General features: G+C 70.8%; 21 protein-coding genes. 13 read left to right on the forward strand and 8 right to left on the reverse strand.

Annotated elements, in window-relative coordinates:
• The first annotated feature begins 3 nt into the window (after positions 1-3).
• From ACFYPG_RS02585 to ACFYPG_RS02595, 3 genes are read left to right on the forward strand one after another with little or no spacing between them, the layout of a single operon-like run.
• Positions 4-1,158 carry an acyltransferase family protein gene (locus ACFYPG_RS02585; RefSeq protein WP_387349742.1) on the forward strand — a complete coding sequence of 385 codons (1,155 nt, stop codon included), beginning with the start codon at positions 4-6 and terminating at the stop codon, positions 1,156-1,158.
• On the forward strand, positions 1,155-2,297 hold the full coding sequence (alr, locus tag ACFYPG_RS02590; protein WP_387349744.1) for an alanine racemase: 1,143 nt from the start codon (positions 1,155-1,157) through the stop codon (positions 2,295-2,297). The genes ACFYPG_RS02585 and alr overlap by 4 nt, the downstream gene beginning before the upstream one ends.
• Positions 2,294-3,319, forward strand: coding sequence for a D-alanine--D-alanine ligase family protein (locus ACFYPG_RS02595; RefSeq protein WP_355006577.1), 1,026 nt, complete (start codon positions 2,294-2,296; stop codon positions 3,317-3,319). The genes alr and ACFYPG_RS02595 overlap by 4 nt, the downstream gene beginning before the upstream one ends.
• Before the next feature lie 12 nt (positions 3,320-3,331).
• Here the strand turns inward: ACFYPG_RS02595 and ACFYPG_RS02600 are convergent, their stop codons facing one another.
• From ACFYPG_RS02600 to ACFYPG_RS02615, 4 genes are read right to left on the reverse strand one after another with little or no spacing between them, the layout of a single operon-like run.
• Entirely contained in the window at positions 3,332-3,835 is a 504-nt protein-coding gene (locus tag ACFYPG_RS02600) for a hypothetical protein (protein ID WP_387349746.1), read from the reverse strand.
• Positions 3,832-5,292, reverse strand: a complete 1,461-nt coding sequence (locus ACFYPG_RS02605; RefSeq protein WP_355006575.1) for a HAMP domain-containing sensor histidine kinase — start codon at positions 5,290-5,292, stop codon at positions 3,832-3,834. The genes ACFYPG_RS02600 and ACFYPG_RS02605 overlap by 4 nt, the downstream gene beginning before the upstream one ends.
• The gene (locus tag ACFYPG_RS02610; protein ID WP_355006574.1) at positions 5,289-5,981 is read right to left on the reverse strand and encodes a response regulator transcription factor; all 693 of its coding nucleotides are present in this window, start codon (positions 5,979-5,981) and stop codon (positions 5,289-5,291) included. Before ACFYPG_RS02610 ends, ACFYPG_RS02605 begins: the two co-directional genes overlap by 4 nt.
• 16 nt (positions 5,982-5,997) lie before the next feature.
• Entirely contained in the window at positions 5,998-6,975 is a 978-nt protein-coding gene (locus ACFYPG_RS02615) for a phosphatase PAP2 family protein (protein ID WP_387349749.1), read from the reverse strand.
• A 269-nt stretch (positions 6,976-7,244) separates the two neighbouring features.
• Here ACFYPG_RS02615 and ACFYPG_RS02620 point away from each other — a divergent pair, with 269 nt between their 5' ends.
• A complete protein-coding gene (locus tag ACFYPG_RS02620) occupies positions 7,245-7,751 on the forward strand; it encodes a winged helix-turn-helix domain-containing protein (protein WP_355006572.1) in 507 nt (168 codons plus the stop codon).
• 73 nt (positions 7,752-7,824) lie between these two features.
• On the opposite strand, the gene ACFYPG_RS02625 is transcribed toward ACFYPG_RS02620, so the two are convergent.
• Positions 7,825-12,249 carry a S8 family serine peptidase gene (locus ACFYPG_RS02625; RefSeq protein ID WP_387349752.1) on the reverse strand — a complete coding sequence of 1,475 codons (4,425 nt, stop codon included), beginning with the start codon at positions 12,247-12,249 and terminating at the stop codon, positions 7,825-7,827.
• A 195-nt stretch (positions 12,250-12,444) separates the two neighbouring features.
• Here ACFYPG_RS02625 and ACFYPG_RS02630 point away from each other — a divergent pair, with 195 nt between their 5' ends.
• Entirely contained in the window at positions 12,445-13,017 is a 573-nt protein-coding gene (locus ACFYPG_RS02630) for a winged helix-turn-helix domain-containing protein (RefSeq protein ID WP_355006570.1), read from the forward strand.
• Positions 13,018-13,030: 13 nt separating this feature from the next.
• Here the strand turns inward: ACFYPG_RS02630 and ACFYPG_RS02635 are convergent, their stop codons facing one another.
• Positions 13,031-13,921, reverse strand: coding sequence for a diiron oxygenase (locus ACFYPG_RS02635; RefSeq protein ID WP_387349755.1), 891 nt, complete (start codon positions 13,919-13,921; stop codon positions 13,031-13,033).
• A 48-nt stretch (positions 13,922-13,969) separates the two neighbouring features.
• On the opposite strand from ACFYPG_RS02635, the gene ACFYPG_RS02640 reads away from it, so the two are divergent.
• The 8 genes from ACFYPG_RS02640 to ACFYPG_RS02675 all read left to right on the forward strand — a co-directional run bounded on the left by ACFYPG_RS02640 (position 13,970) and on the right by ACFYPG_RS02675 (position 22,311).
• Positions 13,970-14,698: a TetR family transcriptional regulator gene (locus ACFYPG_RS02640; RefSeq protein WP_387349756.1), complete on the forward strand. Its 729-nt coding sequence runs from the start codon at positions 13,970-13,972 to the stop codon at positions 14,696-14,698.
• A complete protein-coding gene (locus ACFYPG_RS02645; protein ID WP_357195905.1) occupies positions 14,695-14,991 on the forward strand; it encodes a DUF4873 domain-containing protein in 297 nt (98 codons plus the stop codon). The genes ACFYPG_RS02640 and ACFYPG_RS02645 overlap by 4 nt, the downstream gene beginning before the upstream one ends.
• Positions 14,992-16,485: a flavin-containing monooxygenase gene (locus tag ACFYPG_RS02650; RefSeq protein ID WP_387349759.1), complete on the forward strand. Its 1,494-nt coding sequence runs from the start codon at positions 14,992-14,994 to the stop codon at positions 16,483-16,485.
• Positions 16,475-17,347: an SDR family oxidoreductase gene (locus ACFYPG_RS02655; RefSeq protein WP_387349762.1), complete on the forward strand. Its 873-nt coding sequence runs from the start codon at positions 16,475-16,477 to the stop codon at positions 17,345-17,347. Before ACFYPG_RS02650 ends, ACFYPG_RS02655 begins: the two co-directional genes overlap by 11 nt.
• Entirely contained in the window at positions 17,344-18,204 is an 861-nt protein-coding gene (locus ACFYPG_RS02660) for an alpha/beta fold hydrolase (protein ID WP_387349764.1), read from the forward strand. Before ACFYPG_RS02655 ends, ACFYPG_RS02660 begins: the two co-directional genes overlap by 4 nt.
• Before the next feature lie 41 nt (positions 18,205-18,245).
• Positions 18,246-18,866, forward strand: coding sequence for a TetR family transcriptional regulator (locus tag ACFYPG_RS02665; RefSeq protein ID WP_355006563.1), 621 nt, complete (start codon positions 18,246-18,248; stop codon positions 18,864-18,866).
• Between the two features lie 73 nt (positions 18,867-18,939).
• Positions 18,940-20,520, forward strand: a complete 1,581-nt coding sequence (locus ACFYPG_RS02670) for an MDR family MFS transporter (protein WP_355584413.1) — start codon at positions 18,940-18,942, stop codon at positions 20,518-20,520.
• Positions 20,521-20,751: 231 nt separating this feature from the next.
• Complete coding sequence (locus ACFYPG_RS02675; RefSeq protein WP_387350881.1) at positions 20,752-22,311, forward strand: OFA family MFS transporter; 1,560 nt, start codon at positions 20,752-20,754, stop codon at positions 22,309-22,311.
• A gap of 90 nt (positions 22,312-22,401) precedes the next feature.
• Here the strand turns inward: ACFYPG_RS02675 and nrfD are convergent, their stop codons facing one another.
• Positions 22,402-23,367, reverse strand: coding sequence for an NrfD/PsrC family molybdoenzyme membrane anchor subunit (gene nrfD / locus ACFYPG_RS02680; protein ID WP_387349767.1), 966 nt, complete (start codon positions 23,365-23,367; stop codon positions 22,402-22,404).
• A complete protein-coding gene (locus ACFYPG_RS02685; protein WP_387349769.1) occupies positions 23,364-24,407 on the reverse strand; it encodes a 4Fe-4S dicluster domain-containing protein in 1,044 nt (347 codons plus the stop codon). Before ACFYPG_RS02685 ends, nrfD begins: the two co-directional genes overlap by 4 nt.
• Between the last annotated feature and the right edge of the window lies 1 nt (position 24,408).

Raw genomic sequence — 24,408 nt, forward strand, 5'->3', positions numbered from 1 at the left:
TGCGTGATCCCACAGCCCACCAGGTCCCGGCCCGCCGAACTGGAGCCCGACGCGACGCGCGTCCGGTCTCGCCACCGCCAACGGACCGGACCCGCCAGTGCCTCCGCGCCCGCCGCCGCCGGATCACACCGGGCGCAGTGGGCGGACGCGGCGAAGGGCGTCTGCATCGTCCTCGTCGTCCTGTGGCACGTCGTCGTGAAGGACTACCTCCAGATCGACTGGCACGTCGGCGTACCGGTGCCGGGCGTCTGGGGAACGTTGGGTGAGCAGTTCCTGCCACTGCGGATGCCGCTGTTCTTCACCATCTCGGGCGTCTTCGCGGCGAACGCCGCCCAGCGGCCGTGGCGGGTCGTCGCCCGCAGCCGGATCGCCGGTTTCCTCTACCTGTACGCCGTCTGGCTGCTGATCCACACCGTGGTCCTCGCCGCCGCGCCGGAACTGCCGACCGACCGCGCCACTTCGGCGCTCGGCCTGCTGGAGCAGCTCACCGTCACGCCGTCCAACCTCTGGTACCTGTACGCCCTGGCGCTGTACTTCACGATCGCCAAGGTGACCCGCCGGGTGCCGCGGGCGCTGGTCCTGGTGCCCGCCGCCGCGTTGTCCGCCGTCGCCGCCGCCGGCCTGCTCGACACCCCGGGCAACCGCGCCGGCCTCTACCAGAACCTGGTCTTCTTCCTCGCCGGCCTGTACCTGCGGCCGCAGATCCAGCAGTGGGCCGCCACCGCCAGCCGCCGCCGGCTGGTGCTGACCTCGGGTGGCTACGTCCTGACGCTCGCCGCGATGGCGGTGACCGGCGCCCAGCAGTGGTTCGGAGTATGGCCGGCGGTCTCGGTGGTGGCAGTGATCTTCGGCATAACCGCCGCTGCCCGGCTGTCGCGATGGTCGGTGCTCAGCGAACCGCTGGCTAGGCTCGGCCGCATCACCCTGCCGATCTACGTCATCCACATGCCGGTCCTGGCCCTGCTGCACCGGCTGTTGCTCGTACCGGTTTCCGGGCTGGGTGGGTCCGCTCAGGGCCTGATCGTGCTCGGTTATCCGATTCTGCTGAGCGGGTTGGTGATCGGTCTGAGCCTGGCCGTTCACCGCGGGCTGCTGGCGGTTCGCGCGGGCTGGCTGTTCGCGCTGCCCGGCAGGCGCACGGTGGGGGCGGCCGGATGAGCGCCCTCGCCGAAGCCCTGGTCGACCTCGACGCGATCGCCAGCAACGTACGGACGATCGCGTCGGTCGCCGGCACCGGACTGATGGCGGTGGTGAAGGCCGACGGGTTCGGCCACGGGGCGGTGCAGGTGGCCCGGGCCGCGCTGCGCGCCGGCGCCTCCTGGCTGGGAGTGACCTCGACGGCCGAGGCGCTGACCCTGCGCGAGGCGGGTGTGACAGCGCCCACGTTGAGCTGGCTGCACGGTCCGGATGACGACTTCGGTATGTTGATCAAGATTGGCGTCGACGTCGGCGTGTCCACGACGACGCACCTGCACGCCGTCGCCGACGCGGCCCGCCTGCTCGGCGCACCGGCGATGGTGCAGCTCAAGGCGGACACCGGGTTGTCCCGCAACGGGGCCGCCGGGGACGACTGGCCCGAGTTGGTCGGTTGGGCCCGCAAGTACGAACGAGAGGGCGGGATCCGGGTGCGCGGGGTGTGGTCCCATCTCGCCGACGCCGACCTGCCGGGCGCCCCGGCGCTCACCCGTCAGGTGGCGATCTTCGAGGAGGCGCTGCGGACCGCACGGTCGGCCGGCCTGGACCCTGATCTCGTCCACCTGGCCAACTCGGCCGCCGCGCTCTCCGCACCGCGGACCCGATTCGACCTCTGCCGGATCGGGATCGCCCTCTACGGCGTGGACCCGTTCGGCGTGAGCGGTCCGGGTGAGTTCGGGCTGCACCCCGCGATGACTCTGCGGACGAGCGTGGTCAACGTCAAGCGGGTGCCGGCCGGCACGGGCGTCTCCTACGGACCCGACCACGTGACCGGCACACCGACCACGCTGGCGCTGCTGCCGCTCGGCTACGCCGACGGGCTGCCCCGTGCCGCGGGTGGCAGCGCCTCGGTGTGGCTCGCCGGCCGGCGGTGCCCGATCGTCGGGCGCATCGCCATGGACCAGTGCGTGGTCGACGCCGGGGATCTTCCCGTGACGATCGGCGACCCGGTCGTGGTGTTCGGCCCGGCCGAGGGCGACCAGCACCCTCCGACGGTCGTCGAGTGGGCCCGCTGGGCCGACACCAACCCACACGAGATCTTGACCGGCATCGGGGCCCGGGTGGCTCGCGAGCACCTCCACGGAAGGGCACGGAACTCATGACAACCCGACTGGCAGTGCTGTACGGCGGGCAGAGCGGCGAGCACGACGTGTCCTGCCGTTCGGCGGCGAGCATCCTCGCCCACCTGGACCGTGAGCGGTACCAGGTCACCGAGGTGCTCATCGACCGCGACGGCGGTTGGCACGTCGGCGGTCGACCCACGCCCCTGCCCGCGGCGTTGCGTGTCCTGCGCGCCCAGGACGTGGTGTTCCCGGCCCTGCACGGCCCGTACGGCGAGGACGGCACCGTGTCGTCGCTGCTGGAGTGGCTCGGCGTGCCGTACGTCGGCAACGGCGTCTTCGCCAGCGCCGCCGGCATGGACAAGGGGGTCACCAAGCGGCTCCTCGCGGCGGAGGGTCTGCGGGTCAGCCCGGGGGTGACACTGCGTGCCGGCGAGGCCCTGTCGGCCGAGGACCAGCGTCGGCTGGAGCTGCCGGTCTTTGTCAAGCCGGCCCGTGCCGGGTCCAGCCTGGGCGTCGCCAGGGTGGACGACTGGGCGGGGGTTCCCGCCGCGCTGGAGCAGGCCCGCCAGGTCGACCCGAAGGTGCTTGTCGAGCAGGGGGCGCGGGGACGCGAGATCGACGTGGCCGTCCTCCAGCACCCGGATGGTCGGGTGCAGGCCGGTCCGCCGCTGGAGATCCGGGTGACCGGCGCAGGCTTCTTCGACTACGACGCGAAGTACGACGGCGGGGCGACCTTCCAGATTCCCGCCCCGCTCGACGCGGCGACCACCGAGGTGCTTCAGGACCGGGCGATTCGCGCCTTCCAGGCCCTCGACTGCCGTGGGCTGCTGCGGGTCGACTTCTTCCTGCCCACCGAGGGGTCACCCGAGCCCATCGTGAACGAGGTCAACACGTTCCCCGGTTTCACGGCCGCGTCCCAGTTCCCGCAGATCTGGCAGCAGGCCGGCATCGGCTTCGCCGCCCTGATCGACATCCTGATCGCCGGCGCGCTGGCCGACCAGGACCACGGCCACCACAGCGGATTGCCCCGGCCGCAACGCGCGGTCGACCACCTGGTGTGAGTCGACGCCCGGTCACCTGATCGGGCACGCCCGAGGCCCTCGGGCACCGTCCGACCCGACGACGGTGACGGCGGTGTTGGTGGTCACCGCGCTGACCTGCGCCGCGGCGGCGACCGTCGTGCAGATGATCTGGTCGACCGCCTGCTCTGACAACGCCCGCGCGGCGATGTCCGCCCGCACCGTGAGGTCACCGGTCCGACCGGTTCCCGCCGTCACCGTGACCGGGTCCAGGCCCGCCGGAACGTCGCTGGTGAAACCCTGGGCACGTTCGTTCGCCTGGGGACCGGCCGCGAGCAGCGATAGCGCGGCGGCGGGCGACGGGGCCGTGTTGACCGGGCGGAGGACCAGCACCAGTTCGCCCCGCGCGAGCAGGTAGAGCCAGGCACCCTGGGCGGAGCCGCTGACCGGCGGGCGACCGGTGATGACAGTGCTGGGTCGTACCCCGCAGCCCGCCGCGACCAGCGTCAGAAGCAGTCCGCCGGCGAGCAGCGCGCGGCCCGTCCGTCGGCCGGTCACCCGGCACCTCCGGTGTCGGCCGTTTCGCGGGGCAGGCGGAGGGTGAACACCGCGCCGCCGTGGGTGCCGTTGCCTGCGACGAGACTCCCCCGTCGCTCCCCGTGGCGGTGCAGGCGCGCGTTCTCCCAGGAGATGGCGAGACCGAGGCCGCTGCCCTCGGAGCGGGTTCGCGCGGTGTCGGCCTTGTAGAGGCGGTCGAAGACGTGTGGCAGCACCTCCGGGTCCAGTCCGGGCCCCCGGTCGGCCACCTCGATGGTGACCCAGTCCGGGTCGGCGCCGAGTCGCACCGACACCGGCTCGGCACCGTGCCGGAAGGCGTTGCCGACCAGATTGGCGACGATGACGTCCAGTCGGCGGGGGTCCAGTCGGGCCACGATGCCGGGTGGCAACTCCGTTCGTACCCGGTCCAGCCAGCCGCGGATCCGCAGGGTCGCGGTGACCGCCGCGGCCACGTCCACGTCGTCCAGGGCGAGCCGCGCGGTGCCGGAGTCGAACCTGCTGATCTCGATGAGGTCGTTGACCAGTTGGGTGAGGTTCTGCGTTTCCTGGCTGACCAGCCGGGCGGCCCGGCCCGCGTCCCCGGGAAGGTGTTCCGCCTCCTCGTCGAGCACGTCGGTGACCGCCGTCATCGCGGCCAGCGGCGTCCGGAGTTCGTGCGAGACGTCGGCCACGAAGCGGCGGGCGTCGGATTCCAACCGCCGCAGCTCGCCGACCTGCCGCTCCAGCGTGCCGGCGGTGTCGTTGAAGGTCCGTGCCACATCCGCCAGTTCGTCGGCGCCCCGGACCGTCAACCGGGTGCTCAGGTCGCCCTCACCGAGGCGGCGCGCCGCTCGGCTGAGGTCGCGGACGGGTCGCAGGACTCCACGGGCGGACAGCAGGGCCAGCAGGACGGCGAGGACCAGGGACAACCCGCCGGTCAGCCATGCCCCGCTGGCGAGCTGGTCGATGCTCTGCTGCTCGGGCACGAGATTGCGCACCGAGTAGACCTCCAGCCCAGACGGGCGGGACGTGCCGTCCGAGCGGTCGAGTGCCAGCTGGGTACCGATGAGCAGCGCGGGCTCTCCGTCGAGTGAGACCCGCTGCCAGGCGATGCGACCGTCATGGACCTTCTGCCGCAGCTCGGGGGTGAGCGGGTCGGCGAGGTCGGGGCCGCCCTGCGCCCGCATGTCCCGGTAGACGACCACCGCGAAGCTCTCCCGGTCGCTGAGGCGCTGGGCCAACTGTTCGAGGTCGTCCTGGGTCGGCGGCAGCTGGACGATCGGGTAGACCTTGGTGATCTGGTCGGTCAGCGACATCACTGCGGCGTCCTGCGCCTGCTGCAGGATGACGGTCCGAGCCTGGAAGTAGCTGCCACCGGCCACCGCCACCGTCGTGGTCACGCCCAGCAGCGCGAACGCCAGGAGGAGCCGGACCCGTAGACCCGAGACCCATGCGCCGGCCCGGCGCCACAGCGTCACAGCGGCCCGAACCGGTATCCGAAACCACGCACCGTCTGGATGAAGACCGGCGCCGACGAGTCGGCCTCGATCTTGGCGCGTACCCGCTGGACGCACGCGTCCACGAGTCGCGAGTCGCCGAGATACCCGTGCTCCCAGACGGCCTCCAGCAGCTGCTGGCGGCTGAGCACCTGGCCCGGCGTGTGCGAGAGTTCGAGCAGCAGCCGCAGCTCCGTCGGCGCGAGGCTGACCGGCGTTCCGTCCTTGCTGACCACCAGCGCGGCCCGGTCGATGGTCAACTCACCGTGCTGTTCCGGGCCGGTCCGGTCGCCGCCACGCCGCGAGTCGCCACCGGTCCGTCGCAGCACCGCGCGGATGCGCGCCTCCAGCACCCGGGCCTGCACGGGCTTGACCACGTAGTCGTCGGCGCCGGCCTCCAGGCCCGCGACCACGTCCATGTCGTCGTTGCGGGCGGTGAGCATGATGATCGGCAGGTCGCCGAGCTGCCGGATCCGGCGGCAGACCTCGAACCCGTCCATCCCGGGCAGCATGAGATCGAGGACCACGACGTCGGACGAGGTCGTGCGCAGCCGCTCCAACCCCTGCTCACCGGTGCCCACCGCGTGCACGGTGTGGCCCTGTCGGGTGAGCGCCAACTGCAGTCCGTCGCGCACCGTCTGGTGGTCTTCGATCAACAGCACCTGGGACATGTCGGTAAGTATCCCATCATGAGATCTTTCGGGTTTCGGTCGTCGACGATGGCTGCGGAGGGCTCCGCGGAGAGAGCGGCACCGCGAAACCCGTCGAACGCACCAGGAACACCACCGCCCCCACCAGCGCCATCGTCGACGCGGCCGCGACCACGATGGCGATCAACAAGCCACGCTGCACCGAGGCGGCCAGACCGGGCACGACCACCAGCAGCGCCCAGACCAACACGACCAGCCCGACTGCCGCCTCGGCCACCCTGCGCCAGAGGCTGCCACCGTCCGAACCGCCTGTCGTGTCGCGGTCGCCGGACCAGGTCGCCAACGCTGCCGAGGCCAGGCAGAACACTGTCACCCCCAGCAGTACGCCACCGAGCACATCGCTGAACCGGTGCCAGCCCGCGATCATCGTGGCGGCGGCGATCACCGAGACCCCGGCCGCGCCCGGCGCCGCCAGCCAGCGCCGGGCCCACCCGGGCAGAACCAGCATGAACGCCAGCAGCAGGGCGGTCGCCGCCGCGACATGGCCGCTGGGAAAGCTGTTGTGGGTCGTGGAGCTCAGGACCTCCAGATCCGGGCGGGGCAGCTCCGATTTCACCGCGCCGGCCAGCAGCACCGCGCAGACGACGATGCCCACACCGACGACACCCGCCACCAGCCGCCGGCGGAGCACACCCACCAGCAGCACCACACCGAGCAGTGCCGCGATGAGGGTCGGGCTGCCGAAGGTGGCCAGCACGGTCTTGGCCGGGCCCACCAGCACGGTCTGCTGCTCGTAGCCTCCGCCCCGCTCGGCGCGCGGCAGGAGAACCCCGTCCAGCCACTGCCCGGGGTACGTCCGCACGAAGACGGCGGCGGTGAGGGTCAGGGCAACCAGACCGGACAGCGCCGCCGCGAGCAGCCGAAGCCCCAGAGGCACCGCGGCGCGGGCGTGGGGCAGCGGTCGCGCCGGACCGGGCGTCGACCGCCCGACGGAGTACAACGATCCGATGGACATGGCGACCATGCTTGCTTCGGCAGGTCCGTACCCCGTCCTCGAATTGTCTTGGTTCTGTCACAACCACCCCCACCGCTTCCGGAAAGCGGATCGTCGGCGGTGCGGCCGGGCGGGCCTGGACGGCTCGATGGGATTCACATGCTTACATGCAACTATGTTTTACCCAGCCGAGATCAGCCACCACTAGGGTCAGGGCGCCGATCGATGTTTCGGTCGGCGGTGCGAAAAATCCATCCGGAGTGAGTTGGGGAACCGGAAGGTGTTGGCAAATGCAGGGAACTCCAGCGGCCAGCCTGGTCATCGGCATCGCATCCTCGCCGGCCGAGCGGCGACATCTGGCCCGGCTGCTCGGCGGCAGTGACGCCTTCCTTATCGTCTCGACAGTCGACCAGGCACGAGACTTCCTCGGGGTGGTCGAGGCGCCTGCCGCCCCGGCTCCCCCGACCACCGCGGCGCTCGCCGAGGTGACGCCGAGCCCACAGCCACCGCCACCGGATCTGGCCGTCGACTCCGACCGCCGGGTGTTGCGCTGGCGCGACCAGGAGATCGACCTGACCCGGCTGGAGCACGACGTCCTGCTCTGCCTGGTGCACGCGCCCGGTCAGGTCTGGACCTACGAGCGCCTGCACCTCGAGGTCTGGGGCAACCGGCACCTCGGCCGGGGCTCCGACATCCACTCGGTGGTCCGCCGGGTGCGCGGCAAGCTCGCCAGTCTCAACGCCGCGGCGACGATCCACTCGGTACGCGGCGTCGGCTTCCGGCTCGCGCCCGTCTGATCACCCCGGGCGCGGTCCGGCCCGCCTGGTCGGGGACCAGGCGGGCCGGACTTCTTCGGCTAGTGCTCAGGCGTCAGCACCTGATGGGCGCCAACCCGAAGTTCTCCACCGTCGGGGTGGCGGTGTCGATCCTGGTCTGACGGGTCTGCGGCTTCCAGCCGTCCTTGGCCACGATCATCGTGAGCGGGTTGTTGCGGCGGTCCACCCAGTAGGCGTACTTGCCCTCGGCGTCGGTGGCGAAGGTGTACGACGCCGCCCACGAGTCGACCTGCACGACCGCGCCGGTGAGCGGCGAGGTCGCACCCTGGCAGCTGGTGCCGGTGACCGTACCCATGAGCTTGCCCCAGGTCTTCGGGGGGTTCGCGGTCATGGTCACCGCGACCGGTGCCACCGAGTACGGGGTGTTCTCGGAGATCGCGACCGCGCCGGAGTAGGTGCCCGGCTGGTCCACGTTCGCCGTCAGACCGACGGTGACGGTGACCTTCGCACCCGGTGCGAGGGTGACCGCCGACTTGTCGATGGTCATCCAGCTGACGTCGGCCGCCGACTCGGAGCATCCCTCGAAGCCCGGGAGCACCTCGCTGTCCGGGGCCGCGTTGAAGCTGCCGGACGAGCCGCCGATCTTGTAGAAGCCGCACGCCGCGCCGCCGCGGTACCGCGCGGTGTTCGAGTTGGGCAGGTTGGACCACGAACCGGCGGCCGGGTCGAAGGCGAAGCCGGCGTTGCTGATGGCCCCGCCCTGCGAGCCGCCGACGACGAGGAGCTTGCCGCTGGCGACGGCGTACGAGCTGGCCCAGTTGTCGGCCGGCGCGTCGGCGACGGCGGTCCAGGTGTTGGCACCCGGGTCGAAGGCGTAGCTGGACTTCTGCGCGGCAGATCCGTCGTTGCCGCCGGTGCAGTAGAGGACGCCGTCGATCCCGCCGCAGGAGGCGAAGGCCACCGACTTCGGGTAGTTGGCCATCGTCTCCCACGTGTCACCGGTCGGGTCGTACCGGACGACGCTGTTCGACATCGGCAGACAGGCCGCCGTCGTGCAGCCACCGACCGCGTACAGCTTGCCGTCGACGACGGCCTGACCGGCTGCGGCCCGCGGTGCCGGGTTGTCGGCCAGTTCCGTCCAGGTGTTGGCCCCCGGGTCGTACGACCAGGTGGCGGAGTCCGGGCCGGAGTCGCCCCAGCCACCGCTGACGATGATCTTGCCGTTCACCACGCCCGCGGTCACCGCGTTACGCGCGCCGGGAAGGTCGGCGATCGCCGTCCAGGTCTGCGCGGCCGGGTCGTAGGCGTAGTTCTTGGTGGTGGAGGCCTCACCGTCACCACCACCGATCGAATACACCTTGCCGTCCAGGTTCACCACCCGGTTGTCCATGATCGTGGCCGGGTAGTTGGCGATGTCGGTCCACGGCGCCGCCTGCGGGCCGGCCGCCGCGGCAGCCGCCTTGGCCGCCTTGCCGGACGCCTTGGCGGCGAACGACGTCGGTACGGTGAGCCGCTGCTCCGGCGCGCCGCTGGACCCGAGCACCTGCTGCCGGGTGACAGTGGAGCCGTCCGCCCGCAGGAGTTCGAACCCGTTGTCCCGCTCACCGAACTTGACCTCGACCGGCGCGCCGCCGGTGTTCGTCACAGTGAACGACTTGCTGGTCTTGCCGTTGGGCATCTGGAGCGTCGCGCTCAACTGCGTCGGCGTCACCGCCAGTCGACCGGCCGCGAGCTGGAAGTTCGCGGTGGTCGCCCAGTCGGCCTCGACGTCGACCTGCTTGGTCTGGCTGACGTAGTTGCCGGCGGTCGCCGTGAACGGGTGCTCGCCGGTGAGCGACGAGTAGATCCAGTAGAAGCCGTCGGCCAGCCCCGGGTCGTCCGGGGTCGCCACGGTGACGGCCTTCTCGGCGGGCCGGTCCTTGCTGGTGACGGTCGCGCCGTTGACGTAGCTGTCGTCGTTCTTGTCGCGGACGTTGCCGACGACCAGACCGCCGTCGACCGGCACGCAGAGGACCTGGCTGCCGATCAGGACGTTGTCGACCTCCCACCACCACTCGTACGAGGCGTCGTAGTAGTGGAACCGCACCTGCACCTGCGCCTTACCGGCCGCCTGCGGGATCGGGATCTCGGTCAGCTTCGGCCCCCGGACGTCCGTCTCCTGCCGGAGCACGTTGGTCCAGGTGGCACCGCCGTCGATGCTCAGGTCCACGTCGGCGGTGTCGTCGTTGAGCTGGTTGAAGTCCTGGTTGAACCGGATGACCGGGGCCGTGACGCTGGTCAGGTCGACCACCGGGCTGACCAGCGAGGTGTCCTGGGTGGTGCCCGCCCCGTACGCGTCGCTGTCGATCATCGCGAAGTTGCCGCTGCCGCCGGTCAGGTTGCCCCGGTCGCCGTCGTCGGTGAACTTCCAGACCTGACCGCTGCCCGCGTTGTCGACGACGGTCCAGCCGGCCGGCGTGGTCGTGGCGTCGAAGGTCTCGTACTCGCCGTCGGAGCCGTTCGTGTACCCGGGGGCGGTGGTGCAGGCGTTGCTGTCCACCGGCACGGCGACGTTGGCGGTGACGTTGCCCGAGCCGACCACGACCTGCTTGGTGACGGTCTGGTAGCCCGGGTACTGCGGCTCGTACTTCAGGGTGTACGTCTGCCCGGCCGGCAGCTTGATGCTGTAGCGGCCGTTCGACGGGGTGGTGTGGTCGTAGACGCCGGACACCCCCGTCACGGTCACCTTGGCGTACAACGGCCAGCCGTGGCCGGATCCGTCGGTGACCGCTCCGGTGACGTTGACGCTCGGCACCGCCGTGAGGGCGACGTTGAGCGTCGTGGTCGCGCCCTTGGCGACCGTCGCCGTCTTGGTGGTGCTGCCGTACCCGAACGCCGCGACGGCGACCTGGTAGTCGCCGGCCGGAAGCTGGGTGGAGAACTTGCCGTCGGCACCGGTGGTCAGCTCACGCTCGGACGCGCCGGTGAGCGTCAGCGTCGCCCCGGCGATCGGGGCGCCGGAGGTCGCGTCGGTGACCGTGCCGGCCAGCGTGCCGATGTCGCCGGTCGGGGCGGCGTTGAGCAGGGCGAGGGCGTCCAGTCGGCCTTCGCCGTAGACGTTGTTGTCGGCGGCGGTGCCGCCACACTGGTCGTCGGCCTTGTCGATCGCGGCGCCGTTGAGCAGCGCGCGGGTCGCGTTGACGTCGCCGACCAGCGACGGCGCCGCCGAGTACAGCAGCGCGATCGCGCCCGCGAGGTGCGGTGCGGCCATCGAGGTGCCGCTGATGGTGCCGTAGGCGCTGCCCGGGATGCTCGACCGGACGTTCACGCCCGGCGCGGAGATGTTGGGCTTGATCTCGCCGTTCTGACCGACGCCGCGGGCGGAGAAGCCGGCGACGTTGTTGTTGACGTCGTACGCGCCGGTCGAGTAGTTGCTGGCGAGGCTGCCCGGCGAGCCACTGGTCTCGCAGGCCGGCCCGCTGTTGCCGTTGGACCAGGTGCCGAAGATCCCGGAAGCGGTCCAGGCGTCCGTCACGTCCTCCATGAACGGCTCGTTGGACGGGTCCCGGGTGCCCCACGAGTTGTTGATGATGTTCGGGCGCTTGCTCGCGTCCGCGTTCTGACCGTTGAGGTCCAGCGGTTCGAGCATCCACTGACCAGAATTGATCAGAGCGGCGTCACTGGGGCAGCAACCGTTCGCCGCGATCCACTTGACCCCGGGGGCGACACCGATCTGGTTCGCGCCGTCGGAGCCGGCCATGGTGCCCATGGTGTGCGTACCGTGGCCGTCGCCGTCACAGGGGGCGGTGGCGCAGGCCCCGGTCGCGTTGGCGGCGTTGAACCAGTTGTAGTTGTGGTCGAACGTCCCGTCGCCGTTGTTGCCGCGGTAGGAGTTCACCAGCGCCGGGTGGTTGAACTGCACACCGGTGTCGATGTTCGCGATGGTGATGCCCTCGCCCTTGACGCCGTATTGGGACCAGACGTCGTCGGCGTTGATGTTGGCGATGCCCCACTCCAGGGCGTTCACCGTCTTCTCGTCGGTGCCCTTGGTCGTCTCCGGCACCTTGTACGAGACCGGGGCGTAGAGGCCCTCGACCTCCGAGTGCCCGGCGAACTTCTGGGCCATCGCCAGCGAGCCGCTGTTCACCTTGATGGCGTTCGTCGCCCAGAAGGTCTGGTATTTGGTGCCCGAGCTGTCGAGGTCGGCCCGGATCTTGCCCTGGCTCGCGGCGGCCGTCTTGCGCAGCGCGTCCGCCACCGCCGTGCCACGCTTCGACCAGTCCTTGATGGCGCTGGCCTTGCTCAGGTCGGCCCGGTCCTTGAACCGGATCCAGAAGTCCCCTTCACTCTTGGCCTGGAGCTGCTTGGCGAGCTCCGGTCGGATCTTGTCCCCGGTCTGGGCGCCCGCCCCCATCGCACCGCCCGGCGCGGCCTGCGCGCCCGAGCTGATCGTCGCCAAGCATGTCGCGGCGAGGATTGTCGCCGCGCCGGCGCTCACCAGTGATCTGGCCGCGCGCCGCCATTGTGGACGTCTGAACATCGGTGCTGCCTCCCTCAGAACGACCCAGGGTGTAATGGGCCATGGTGGACCTCCCCCATGCACCGCGCGGGTCACGCCGGTTGCCCGAGTGGACACTATGATCGAGAAGAACGGACGATCAAGAACTTGCCGTGAGCAACTTGTCGCTAAGAGTTGCCCTGGCTGGCGGCGTGCTTGCCAATCATTGTCAGAACCATGACGAGAGCTGGGCAGGGATGCCCATCGATCCCGGGCGGTGCGGTGGCCGAGGACGACGAGGCAACGGTGAACAGGGGCGATCCGGCCGACGAGCCGTTCCCACTGCTCATCGCGGTGACCCCGTCGCCGGCCGAGCGCATCCGGCTCGCGGAGCTTCTCGACGGCATCGCACCGCTGCTGCTGGTCGCCGACCTCGACGAGCTGCGCCGGCTGATCGCCGCCCCGCAGCAGGCAGCCGCCCCGTCCGAACCGACGCCGGCCGCCGCCCTGGTGATCGACTCGGCCCGCTCAAGCGCCCGCTGCGGTGACCGTGAGATCGACCTCACCCGCCTGGAACACGACCTGCTGACCTGCCTGATCACCGAGCCGGCCCGGGTCTGGAGTTACGCCGAGCTGCACCGGTCGGTCTGGGGTGACGAGGGGCGCGAACGCAAGGCGGACGTACAGTCGCTGGTCAAGCGGTTGCGGCGCAAGCTGCACGACCTGGGCACCAAAGCCACCATCGATGTGGTGCGCGGTGTGGGGCTGCGGCTGACCGATCACCAGCAGGCGCGGGTCGAACGGGCCTGACCAGGACGTCGGGTCAGATCAGCCCGGCCCGGGCCCACAGCAGACGCCCCGGCCCAGCGACCAGGCCGACGTCCGCCAGGTTGGCGTGCACCCGCGCCGCGGACCAGCGCAGGGTGGCACGCCAGTGCGGGTTGGCGCGGGCAGCGGCCCGGCCGACCGCCGGTGGAATGCCCACGGCCGCGTACACGTCGGGATGGACCAGGCGGTTGGCGATCGTGTGGGCTGCGCGGCCGACCAGCAGTCGGGCGTACGCCATGCCCACCGGACCGGTGGCCGCGACCGCGGCGGCCAGCTCCTCGCGGGCGAACCGGACGTGTCGCGCCTCCTCCACCACATGGATGCGGGACACCATCCGGATGAGCGGCTGGAGTGACTCGTCCGCCATGATCTCGCGCTGGAACGCGTCGAGGATCTCCTCCGCGATGAGGATCGCGGCGTACATCCGAGGGCCGCTGGCGGTGGCCTTGAGAAACCGCCCGAGGTGGTGGTCGACAGTGCTCGCGCGGTAGACCGGACAACCCAACGCCTCGATCAGCCGGCCGAACATGATGGAGTGTCGGCACTCGTCGGCGACCTCGGTCAACGCGTACTGGGCCTGCCGGCTGGTCGGGTCGGCGCGGTAGTACTCCCGGATCAGCATCTGCATGAGGATCGTCTCGAACCACAGCCCGGCGCTGGCCGCGCTGGCCACCTCGTGCCTGGTCAGCTCGACGCGCTGCTCCTCGCTGAGCTGGTCCCACAGCGGCGTGCCGTAGAGGCTGCTGCGCTGCGGCGGAAGCCAGTAGGCGCCGGGGGTGTGCGGGGCGTCCCAGTCGATCTCGACGGTGGGGTCGTAGCTGGTCCGCAGTGAGGACGTGAGCAGGCGCTCGGCGACTGCCGCACGCCCGGTTTCCGCCGCCTCCATGGCTCCTCCATATTGACGTGACGACCAGTAACTGTTACGAGTAGTAGCATGCAACCGCCGATCACCGGTGTCAATGCGTCCGACCCGCCTGCCACGCCCCCCGACGGCAGCCCGAAAGCGAAGGGCAACGGCCGCCGGGACCGCTGGGCAGACCATCGTGAGCAACGACGGCAGCAGCTGGTCGGTGCCGCCGTGCAGGCGCTGCTGCGGCACGGGCCGGAGGTCGACATGGAACAGGTGGCCGCCGCCGCGGGCGTCAGCAAACCGGTCCTGTACCGCTACTTCGCCGACAAGTCGCAGCTCTGGGTCGCTGTCAGCGAGGTGGTGGCGGCCCGGGTGGTCGACGCCATCGCGCCTGCCGTCGAACAGGTCCGCGAGGAACGTGACCTGGTCGAAGCGACGATCGACGCCTACCTGGGCGTGATCGAGTCGGAGCCGAGGCTCTACCGGTTCCTCATGCACCAGTCCGGCGACCCCGGCATCCACCAGGTGATCGCCGGCACCAGCCGGCAGGTGGCCGCCGGGCTCGCCCGGGTGATCGGCGACCGACTACGCACGCTGGGCCTGGACGCCGGTCCCGCCGAGCCCTGGGCGTACGGCCTGGTGGGTTTCGTGCAGGCGGTCGGCGACTGGTGGACCACGCACGGCCAGCCGATCAGCCGGGCCGCCCTCACCGACTACCTGACCGCCCTGCTGTGGAGCGGCATCGAGGGGGTACGGGCCAGCGCTGACCTGCCGCACGAGCTGACCCGCGCCCACGAGCGGATCGTGCCGTGAGCTACCACGGCCCGGCGGGTGTCGAGGGCACCACGGTGCGGGTGCACCTCAGCGGGCGGTGGGAGCCGGTCGACGGCCGCTTCCACTGGGGCGGACGGATCGAGCCCGAGCCACGGGTGGCCCATCTGCTGCGCTCCGGCCGGCGCGACGTCGAGGTGCGCATCGCCGACCGCGTCCGGGCGGCCCGACTGGCCGAGGTCGATCCGTGGGGCGGCGTACGAATCACCGGCGTGGGCGATCCGCCCTGGCCACCGGTGGCCGACCCGACAGCGCCAGAGCTCACGGAGGAGTGAATGGAGACAGACGTTGCCATCATCGGCGCCGGCTTCGGTGGCCTGGGCGCCGCCATCCGCCTACAGCGGGCCGGGTTCACCGATTTTGTCGTCTTCGACCGGGGCGAGGACGTCGGCGGCACCTGGCGTGACAACAGCTACCCGGGCTGCGCCTGCGATGTCCCGTCGCACCTCTACTCGTTCTCCTTCGCCCCCAACCCCGGGTGGTCGAACACCTTCTCCAGCCAGCCGGAGATCTGGGACTACCTGCGCGGCTGCGTCGACCGCTTCGGTATTCGTCCGAGGTTGCGGTTGCGCCACGAGGTACTGGAGGCGAGGTGGAACGACCAACGCCAACGCTGGCTGCTGCGCACCTCGGGTGGCGACCACAGCGCCCGGGTCCTGATCTGTGCCGCCGGCCCGCTCAGCGACCCGGCCATCCCCGACCTGCCCGGAATCGAGGAGTTCGCCGGCACCGTGTTCCACTCAGCCCGTTGGCGGCACGACCACGACCTGACCGGCCGTCGCGTCGCCGTGATCGGCACCGGCGCCTCGGCCATCCAGTTCGTGCCACAGATCCAGCCGACGGTCGAGAAGCTGACGCTCTTCCAGCGCACTCCCGCCTGGATCATGCCGAGGCTGTCGCGCCGGATCAGCGGGGTCGAGCAGGCCGCGTTCCGCACCGTGCCCGGTGCGCAGCGGGCCGCCCGGGCAGGGCTCTATCTGCTACGCGAGAGCATGGGCCTGGGCTTCCTGCACCCGGCGGTCAACCGCGTCGCCTCGCGCCGGTCCCTGCGTACGCTGCGGCGTCAGGTTCCCGATCCGATCCTGCGGGACAAGCTCACCCCCCGCTACGCGATGGGCTGCAAGCGAGTGTTGATCTCCAACGACTACTGGCCGTCGCTCACCCGGCCGAACGTCGACGTGGTCACCGCCGGCATCGCCCGGATCGTGCCGGACGGTCTCGTCACCGACGACGGCGTCCACCACCGGGCGGACACCATCATCCTCGGGACCGGCTTCCACGTCACCGACTCCCCCGTCGTACGGCGCATCCACGGCCGGGCCGGGCAGAGCCTGGGCGACGCGTGGACCCCCAGCATGCACGCGTACCGGGGCACGGCCATCGCCGGCTTCCCCAACCTGTTCTTCCTGCTCGGCCCGAACACCGGGCTCGGTCACACCTCGGTGGTGCTGATGATCGAGGCGCAGCTGCGCCTGGTGCTCGCGGCCCTGCGTCACATGCGGGCCAGGGGCATCCAGGCCATCGAGCCCACGGCGCAGGCGCAACGACGCTGGACCGAGCGGGTCGACCAGAAGATGACCGGCACCGTGTGGGCGACCGGCTGTCAGAGCTGGTATCTCGACAGCACCGGCCGGAACACCACCATCTGGCCAGGCTTCGCCACCAGCTTCCGGATGCGGCTGCGCCGGTTCCGGCCGGCCGACTACCAGGTCGCCACGGCCGGGAACACCCCCAACGACACGGAACGGGAGCACGCCGATGCGGTATGACCTGGCGGGCAGGACGGTGCTCATCACCGGTGCGGCGCGCGGCATCGGGGCGCAGATGGCCCGCGAGGCCGTCGCCCGGGGCGCCCAGGTCGCCGTCGTCGGTCTGGAGGGCGAGCTGCTCAAGCAGCTCAGCGCCGACCTCGACGCGCACTGGTACGAGTGTGACGTCACCGATCAGGCGGCGTTGGACGCCGCGGTGGCATCCACGGTGGACCGCTTCGGTGGCATCGACGTCGTCGTGGCCAACGCGGGCATCGCGAACCTCGGCACCGTCGCCGTCGGACCGGTCGACGCGCTGGTCCGTACCGTCGAGGTGAACCTCTGCGGCGCGATCCGCACGGTCAGCGCGGCGCTGCCGCACGTCACCGCCGCTCGTGGCCACGTCCTGATCATCTCGTCTGCCGCCGCCTTCACGGCGATGCCCGGGATGGCCGCCTACTGCGCGTCCAAGGCGGGCGTGGAGCAGTTCGCCAACGTGCTACGCCTGGAGACCCGCTCACGCGGCGTCACCGTCGGCACGGCGCATCCGATCTGGATCGACACCGACCTGGTCCGCGACATCCAAGACGACCTGGCGTCCTTCCGCGCCACGCTGCGCCGGCTGCCGTGGCCGCTGTCCACCGTCGTACCCGTCGAGCAGTGCGTCGAGGCCCTGCTCCGCGGCATCGAGCGCCGCAAACGCAAGGTGTACGTGCCACGGTCGCTCGCCCTGGTGCAGGCGCTGCGGCCGGTGGTGCTGAGCGGCCTCTCGGACGCGTTGATCACCCGGTTCGGCGGCCGGACGATGGTCGGCCAGATGGAGGACGAGGTACGCCAGCTCGGGCGTTCCTTCGGCAGGACGTCGGTGGGAGGGCAGTCATGAGCATCCACTTCCGGCGCGCCGGCAGCGGAGAGCCGCTCGTGCTCATCCACGGCATCGGTCACCGCCATCAGGCGTGGGAGCCGGTGTTCGACCGGCTCACCGCCCACCACGAGGTGATCGCGCTCGACCTGCCCGGATTCGGGAACTCTCCGGTGCCGGGCACCGGCATGCCCGCTGACATGGCCGCCACCGTGGCCGGGGTCCTGCCGGTCCTGACCGAGTGGGGGCTGGAGCGTCCGCACGTCGCCGGCTACAGCCTCGGTGGGGCGATCGCCCTGGAGCTTGCGGCGACGGGGGCGGCCGCCTCGGCCACCGCCTTCTCCCCCGCCGGCTTTTTCACCCCGGCGGAGCGCCGACGGGCGCTGGCCATCCTCCGGATGCTGCGGGCCAACTCGTACCTGCCCACCCCGATCATGCGGGTCGCGTTGCGCTCGGCGTACCTGCGGGCGTTGTGCTTCGCGCCGCTGATGGCCCGGCCGACCCTGCTGGACGTCGAACGGGCGCTGGGTGACGCGCTCGCCCTGCGCCGAGGGCTCGGCTTCAACGCCGTGGCCCGAGCCGCCCGCGACTATCGCTTCGACTGCCTTCGGCTGTCCGACCCGACGGTGCCGGTGACCATCGGCTGGGGTGACCGCGACCGGATCTTCGGCGTCCACCAGGCCGAGCGCGTCCGAGCGGGCCTGCCGGCGGCACGGGTGGTGACGCTGCCCAGTTGCGGGCACGTCCCGATGAGCGACGACCCGGACCTGGTCGCCGGGCTCATCCTGGAGACCACCGGCGCCGCGCCCCGCACCGAGCGGACGATCCGTCCGGCCCCGACCAGCCCTGCGAGTCAGGAAGATCACTTCACACTCTAAAAACTTGCAGGCTGTGCAAATTCGCTCCTAATCTCGCTCGCGTGACGGACACCGACCAAGCCGCGCCCGGGCGTCGCGACCGCAAGAAGGCGCAGACGCGGGCCGCGCTGACCGCCGCCGCGCTGCGGCTGGTCGCCGAACGCGGCCTGGAGCACGTGACGGTGGAGGAGATCAGCGAGGCCGCGGACGTGTCCTCGCGGACCTTCTTCAACTACTTCACCTGCAAGGACGAGGCACTCACCGACGATCCGGCGCTCGACGGCAACCCGGTCGTGGCGCGTCTGGCGGCCACACCTGCGCAGGTGCCAACGTTGCAGGCCGTCCGGCTGGCCCTCGACGAGGCGATCGACACGATCCAGGCCGACCGGGAGTTGTGGCGGCTGCGGCTGGCGGTCATCACCCAGAACCCCGCGCTGCTGCCCCGGCTGGTGCCCGGCAACATCGCGACGGAGCGAGCCATGGTCTCGGTCATCGCCACCCGCCTCGGCGTAGGTCCCGACCACGGCCTCCCGCCGCTCATCGCCGCTGTCACCAGTGCTGCCTTCCACACCGCGATGCTGCGCTGGTCCGCCGGCGACGACACCCGCCCCCTGCGCGACTTCGTGGACGAAGCCTTCTCCGCGGTGGCCGCCGGGCTGCCGGATCCGCCGTCCCCCTCCTGACCCGCCACTCCCCGCCCCGCCGCATCAGCTCCGGGGCCAGTCACCCCGCCACAAACCCGCCAAGGGAGCGTCAATGACCACCACCGTCCCGCCCGCCGACACCGCCGAGGTCGGCACGCGCATGTCGCGTCGGGAGGTTCTCCAGGCCCTTTCCGGCCTGATGGTCGGCATGTTCGTGTCCATCCTCGCCTCCACGGTGGTGGCGAACGCGCTGCCGCGGATCATCGCGGACCTGAACGGCAGCCAGACCGTCTACACGTGGATCGTCACCAGCGAACTGCTCGCCATGACGGCGACGGTGCCGCTGTGGGGCAAGATGGCCGACCTGTACAGCAAGAAGCTGCTGATCCAGTTGTCGCTGGGACTGTTCGTGGTGGGTTCGCTCATCGCGGGCTTCACGCCGAACGTCGAGGTACTGCTGCTCAGCCGTGTCGTCCAGGGCATCGGCGCCGGCGGCATGACGGCGCTGGCCACGATCGTCATGGCGGCGATGATCCCGCCGCGTGAGCTGGGCCGCTACGCCGGCATCTTCGGCGCGGTCTTCGGTGTGGGCACCATCGCCGGTCCGCTGATCGGCGGACTGCTCGTCGACACGTCGTGGCTCGGCTGGCGCTGGTGCTTCCTGATCGGCGTCCCGTTCAGCATCATCTCCATCGCCCTGCTCCAGCGCACCCTGCACCTGCCGGTCGTCCGCCGCAAGGCGAAGATCGACTGGCTGGGCGCCCTGCTCATCACCTCTGGTGTCTCCACGCTGCTGATCTGGTCGTCCCTGGCCGGCAACAAGTTCGAGTGGGCCTCCGGCTGGACGGCCCTGATGGTCGCCGGTGGTCTGGTCCTGCTGGCGCTGGCCGTGCTCGTCGAATCGCGCGCCGCCGAGCCGATCGTCCCGCTGGGCATCTTCCGCAACCGCACGGTCTCGCTGGCCACGGTCGCCAGCGTGCTGGTCGGTGTCGCGCTGTTCGGCGGCACCGTCTTCCTGTCCCAGTACTTCCAGATCTCGCTCGGCAAGTCGCCCACCGTCGCCGGCCTGATGAGCCTTCCGATGATCTTCGGCCTGCTCGTCTCGTCGACGATCGCCGGACAGCTCATCACGAAGTACGGCCGGTGGAAGGCCTACCTGGTGGCAGGCGCCGCGGTGATGAGCGTCGGGATGCTACTTCTGGGCACCATCGACGCCGACACCAGCGTCGTCGTGCTGTCGATCTACATGGCCGTGCTGGGCATCGGCGTCGGCATGCTCATGCAGAACCTCGTGCTCGCCGCGCAGAACGACGTACCGGCCCACGAACTCGGCGTCACCACCTCCGTGCTGACGTTCTTCCGCAGCATGGGCGGCGCGATCGGAGTCAGCGCCCTCGGCGCGGTCCTGGCGAGTCGGGTGACCTCGCTGACGACCGAGCGGCTCGGCCCGGCGGCGACCGCCGGCGGCGGCTCCGCCGAGGTGCCCGACCTGTCCACGCTGCCCGAGCCGGTGCTGCGCATCGTGCAGGACGTGTACGGCATCGCCACCGCGGACCTCTTCCTGGTCGGCGCGCCGTTCGCGCTGCTCGCGCTGGTCGTCGTGCTGTTCATCAAGGAAAAGCCGCTGCACACCCTCAGCGGGGACGAACGACGCGTCCAGGAGGAGGCGGCGGCAAAGGTCGCGATTCACTGAGTCGTACGCCAGCAGAACGGGGGCGGGCCGGTTGGCCCGCCCCCGTTTCGCGTTTCTCGGTAACGACATGATGTGAACGCGCTGCCACGTAACGTGAGATTGAGCCGGTCAACGGCTGACGCCAGACGTGCGCCGGGCCGCCACTGCGGCGGCGCCGCTCGGCCAACTGCCGGGTCGGACAGCTCGGCAACGTCGCGGCCTGTTCGGCCGCAGGAGGTGTGGACGATGCCCATGCTGTCGGTGTTCGATCCTCGGCACACTGTCGCTCCCCCGGGATACAGCCGCTGGCTCATCCCGACCGCGGCACTGGCCGTGCACGTGTGCATCGGCCAGGTCTACGCGACAAGTGTCTACAAGAACTCCCTCATCGCGCACTTCGACGTCAGCCAGACGGCGATCGGGGCGATCTTCAGTATCGCCATCGTCATGCTGGGCTCGTCGGCGGCGGTGGGTGGCCGTTGGGTGGAGAAGAACGGACCGCGCCGGGCGATGTTCGTCTCCGCCTGCTTCTGGGCCGTCGGGTTCCTGGTCGGCGCGCTCGGCATCGCGACCCAACAACTCTGGCTCCTCTACCTCGGATACGGCGTCATCGGTGGCATCGGGCTCGGCATCGGCTACATCTCGCCGGTCTCCACACTGATCAAGTGGTTCCCGGACCGCCCCGGCCTCGCCACCGGGCTGGCCATCATGGGGTTCGGCGGCGGCGCCCTGGTCGCCGGTCCGCTCGCGCGCCAACTGCTCTCCCTCTACGACTCCGGCTACAACCCGAACAACCCGGCCGCCGTGGCGTCGGGCAGCGCCCTCGTGGCGCTGTTCGTCACGTTCGGCATCGGCTATTTCGTGATCATGATGTTCGGCCCGTTCAACGTCCGGGTTCCGGCGCCGGACTGGCGGCCCGCCGGGTTCGACCCCGCGAGCGTCGCCACCAAACCTCTGGTGACGACGGCGAGCGTGTCCGCGTCGAACGCCGTGCGTACCCGGTCGTTCTGGTTGCTGTGGATCGTGCTGTTCTGCAACGTCACAGCAGGCATCGGCATCCTGGAGCAGGCAAGCCCGATGATCCAGGACTTCTTCCGGGACAACGGGACCGCCACCACGGTCTCGGTGACGGCGGCAGCCGGTTTCGTGGGGGTGCTGTCGCTGTTCAACATGGCGGGGCGGTTCGTCTGGTCGACAACGTCCGACCTCATCGGCCGCAAGCCCATCTACATGGTCTACCTCGGCGTCGGCATGGTGCTGTACCTGCTGCTCGCCGTCGCTGGCCACTCCGCTACCGCGGTCTTCGTCCTGATCGCCGCCGCGATCATCTCCTTCTACGGCGGTGGCTTCGCCACCATGCCCGCCTACCTGCGTGACCTGTTCGGCACCTTCCAGGTCGGGGCCATCCACGGCCGGATCCTCACCGCCTGGTCGGCAGCGGGCGTCGCCGGCCCGCTGATCGTCAACGGGATCCTCGACACGCAGGGCAAGCCCGGCACGCTCACCGCGGCGGCGTACCGGCCCGCGCTGTTCACCATGGTCGGCATCCTCGCCATCGGGTTCATCGCGAACCTGCTGGTGCGTTCCGTGCCCGAACGGTTCCACGAACCGGACCGAGGACCGACCTCGCCCGTGGCGAAGGCCACCGTCACCGAGCCGGTCGCGCTCGGGCCGGACAGCCAACCGCCCGCGCCGCCGCACGTCGGTAACCAGACCGGGCGGCTCTGGTTGTCGTGGCTGCTGGTCGCGGTGCTCCTCGGGTACGGCATCATCCAGACCGCGATCACCGCCGCGAAGCTGTTCACCGGCTGACGCGTGGCGGTCCGTCGCGGGCCGGACCTTCTGCAATCGCTACGGAAAGGCACCCCGTTGAAGGGGCGCCTTTCCGTTGCGCTGGTCCGCTCAGGGCCGGGTCGCCGACCGCTTCTCGGCGAGCCGCTCCCGTTGTGGCACGACCGTGTACTTCGGATCGCGCGCCGACACCCGTCCCGCCTCGAAGACGCCGAACCGGGTGGCCACCGACGAGGCCACGAGGGCGGCGCCGGAGATCGCCGCCAGCACCCGGCTGCGTCGGCTGAACAGCGCGGCGACGGTGCCCACGCCGAGCAGCACGTCACCCGCACGGACCAGACGACCGCTGCGACCCTGCCGGTAGGGCTCACCGGTCAGGCCCAACCGCTCCATCCGGCGACCGCCGAGGTACTTGATGGTCGCCGCGACGACAGCGAGTCGCCGCAGCGGAGCGGTCTGGGCGGCGGGCGCCGCGATGAGGCCGACCCCGGTGGCGGCGGCGAGCGCGCTGCCACCGAAGACGAACGGCAGATAGGGGTACGCCTCGTGCCAGGCAGGTACGGCGGTGTCGGCGAGCAGCACCCCGGTGTACGTGGCCAGCGCCGGGGCGGTGGCAGCCGCGGCCAGCCCGGCGATGTCGCCGACGGGTGGCGCCAGCCGGCGGGCGAGGCCGAGGACACCGTGCTCGGGGAGCAGCGGCGCCAGCTCGGCGACCGCGGCCACACCGGCGGCCGGGCCGAACGCGGCGAGGATCCAGGTGCCGACCGACATCGGCGAGGTCACCTTGACCACCCGGAGCATGTGATGGAACCGAGCCGGCCGGCCCAGGTCGTGGACCAGCAGATACGTACTGGCGGCGACACCGCCGAGGGCCGTCCAACGGCCCACAGTGCGCAGCCCCGGCCGTCCGGTCAGTTGGGCGGCACCGCCGATCAGTGCGCCCCCGGCAGCGAGACCTCCGGTGAACAGGTAACCGGCGATGTCGTACTTCCACACCGGCGGCTTCAACACCGGCCGGCCGTAGTAGGAGGCGAAGTTGGCCGGCGGCACCGTGAGCTGCTCACCGCCGCGGGTCATGACCGCCTGCCCAGGAATGCGACAACAGTGGCGGCGGTCATCGCCAGGGCGGCCAGGCCGGCACGCTTCCACATGGCCGGCAGGTCGCGGGTGGTCACGATCGGGTCGGGTGGCAACCCGTACACCTCAGGCTCGTCCAACAGGAGGAAGAACGCGCCGTCACCACCGACACCGTCGTTCGGGTCGTGCCCGTACAACCTCGCCTCCGGCACGCCCCGCTCATGCAGGTTCGCCACCCGCGCGGCGGCCCGCTCCCGCAACTCGTCCAGAGCGCCGTACTGGATCGACTCCGTCGGACACGCCTGCGCACACGCAGGGGTCATGCCCGCGCCCAAGCGGTCGTAGCACAGCGTGCACTTCCACGCCCGGCCATCGACCTTGCGTTGATCGATGACGCCGTACGGGCAGGCGGAGATGCAGTAGCCGCAGCCGTTGCAGATGTCCTCCTGCACCACCACCGTGCCGAACTCCGTCCGGAACAGGGAACCGGTCGGGCAGACATCCAGGCAGGCCGCGTGGGTGCAGTGCTTGCACACGTCCGACATCATCAACCAGCGGAAATCGGTCCGTCCCTCCGCACCCGAACCCCTCCCCGGCGGCTGCGCACCCGGCATCCCCAGAAACTCCGGCCCGCCCGACATGCGGGCCGCCGCCGCCGGCGAGCCGGGCGGAAGGCCCGGATCGGTTCCGGTGTCGGTGCTGGTACGCGCGCCGACGGCCGCCGTGAGCGGGCTGACCGACGGCCCGTCCGGGTCCCCCGCGAACGCTGGAGTCGCCCAGCCGGCCGTGCGGGGCTGCTCCACGAACGCGACGTGCCGCCACGAGTTCGCGGTCAGGGCGCCCGTGTTGTCGTACGACATGCCCAGCAGGTCGAGCCCACTTTCGGGGACGCCGTTCCACTCCTTGCAGGCCACCTCGCACGCTTTGCAGCCGATGCAGACGCTGGTGTCGGTGAAGAACCCCATCCGCGGCGGCGGGTTCTCGTAGCCGGCGTCCGGTGCGGGGTCCAGCGGCCCGTACAGGGCGTTGGCGTGGGGCATC

The organism is Micromonospora sp. NPDC005553 (assembly GCF_042871765.1).
Taxonomy (GTDB): domain Bacteria; phylum Actinomycetota; class Actinomycetes; order Mycobacteriales; family Micromonosporaceae; genus Micromonospora.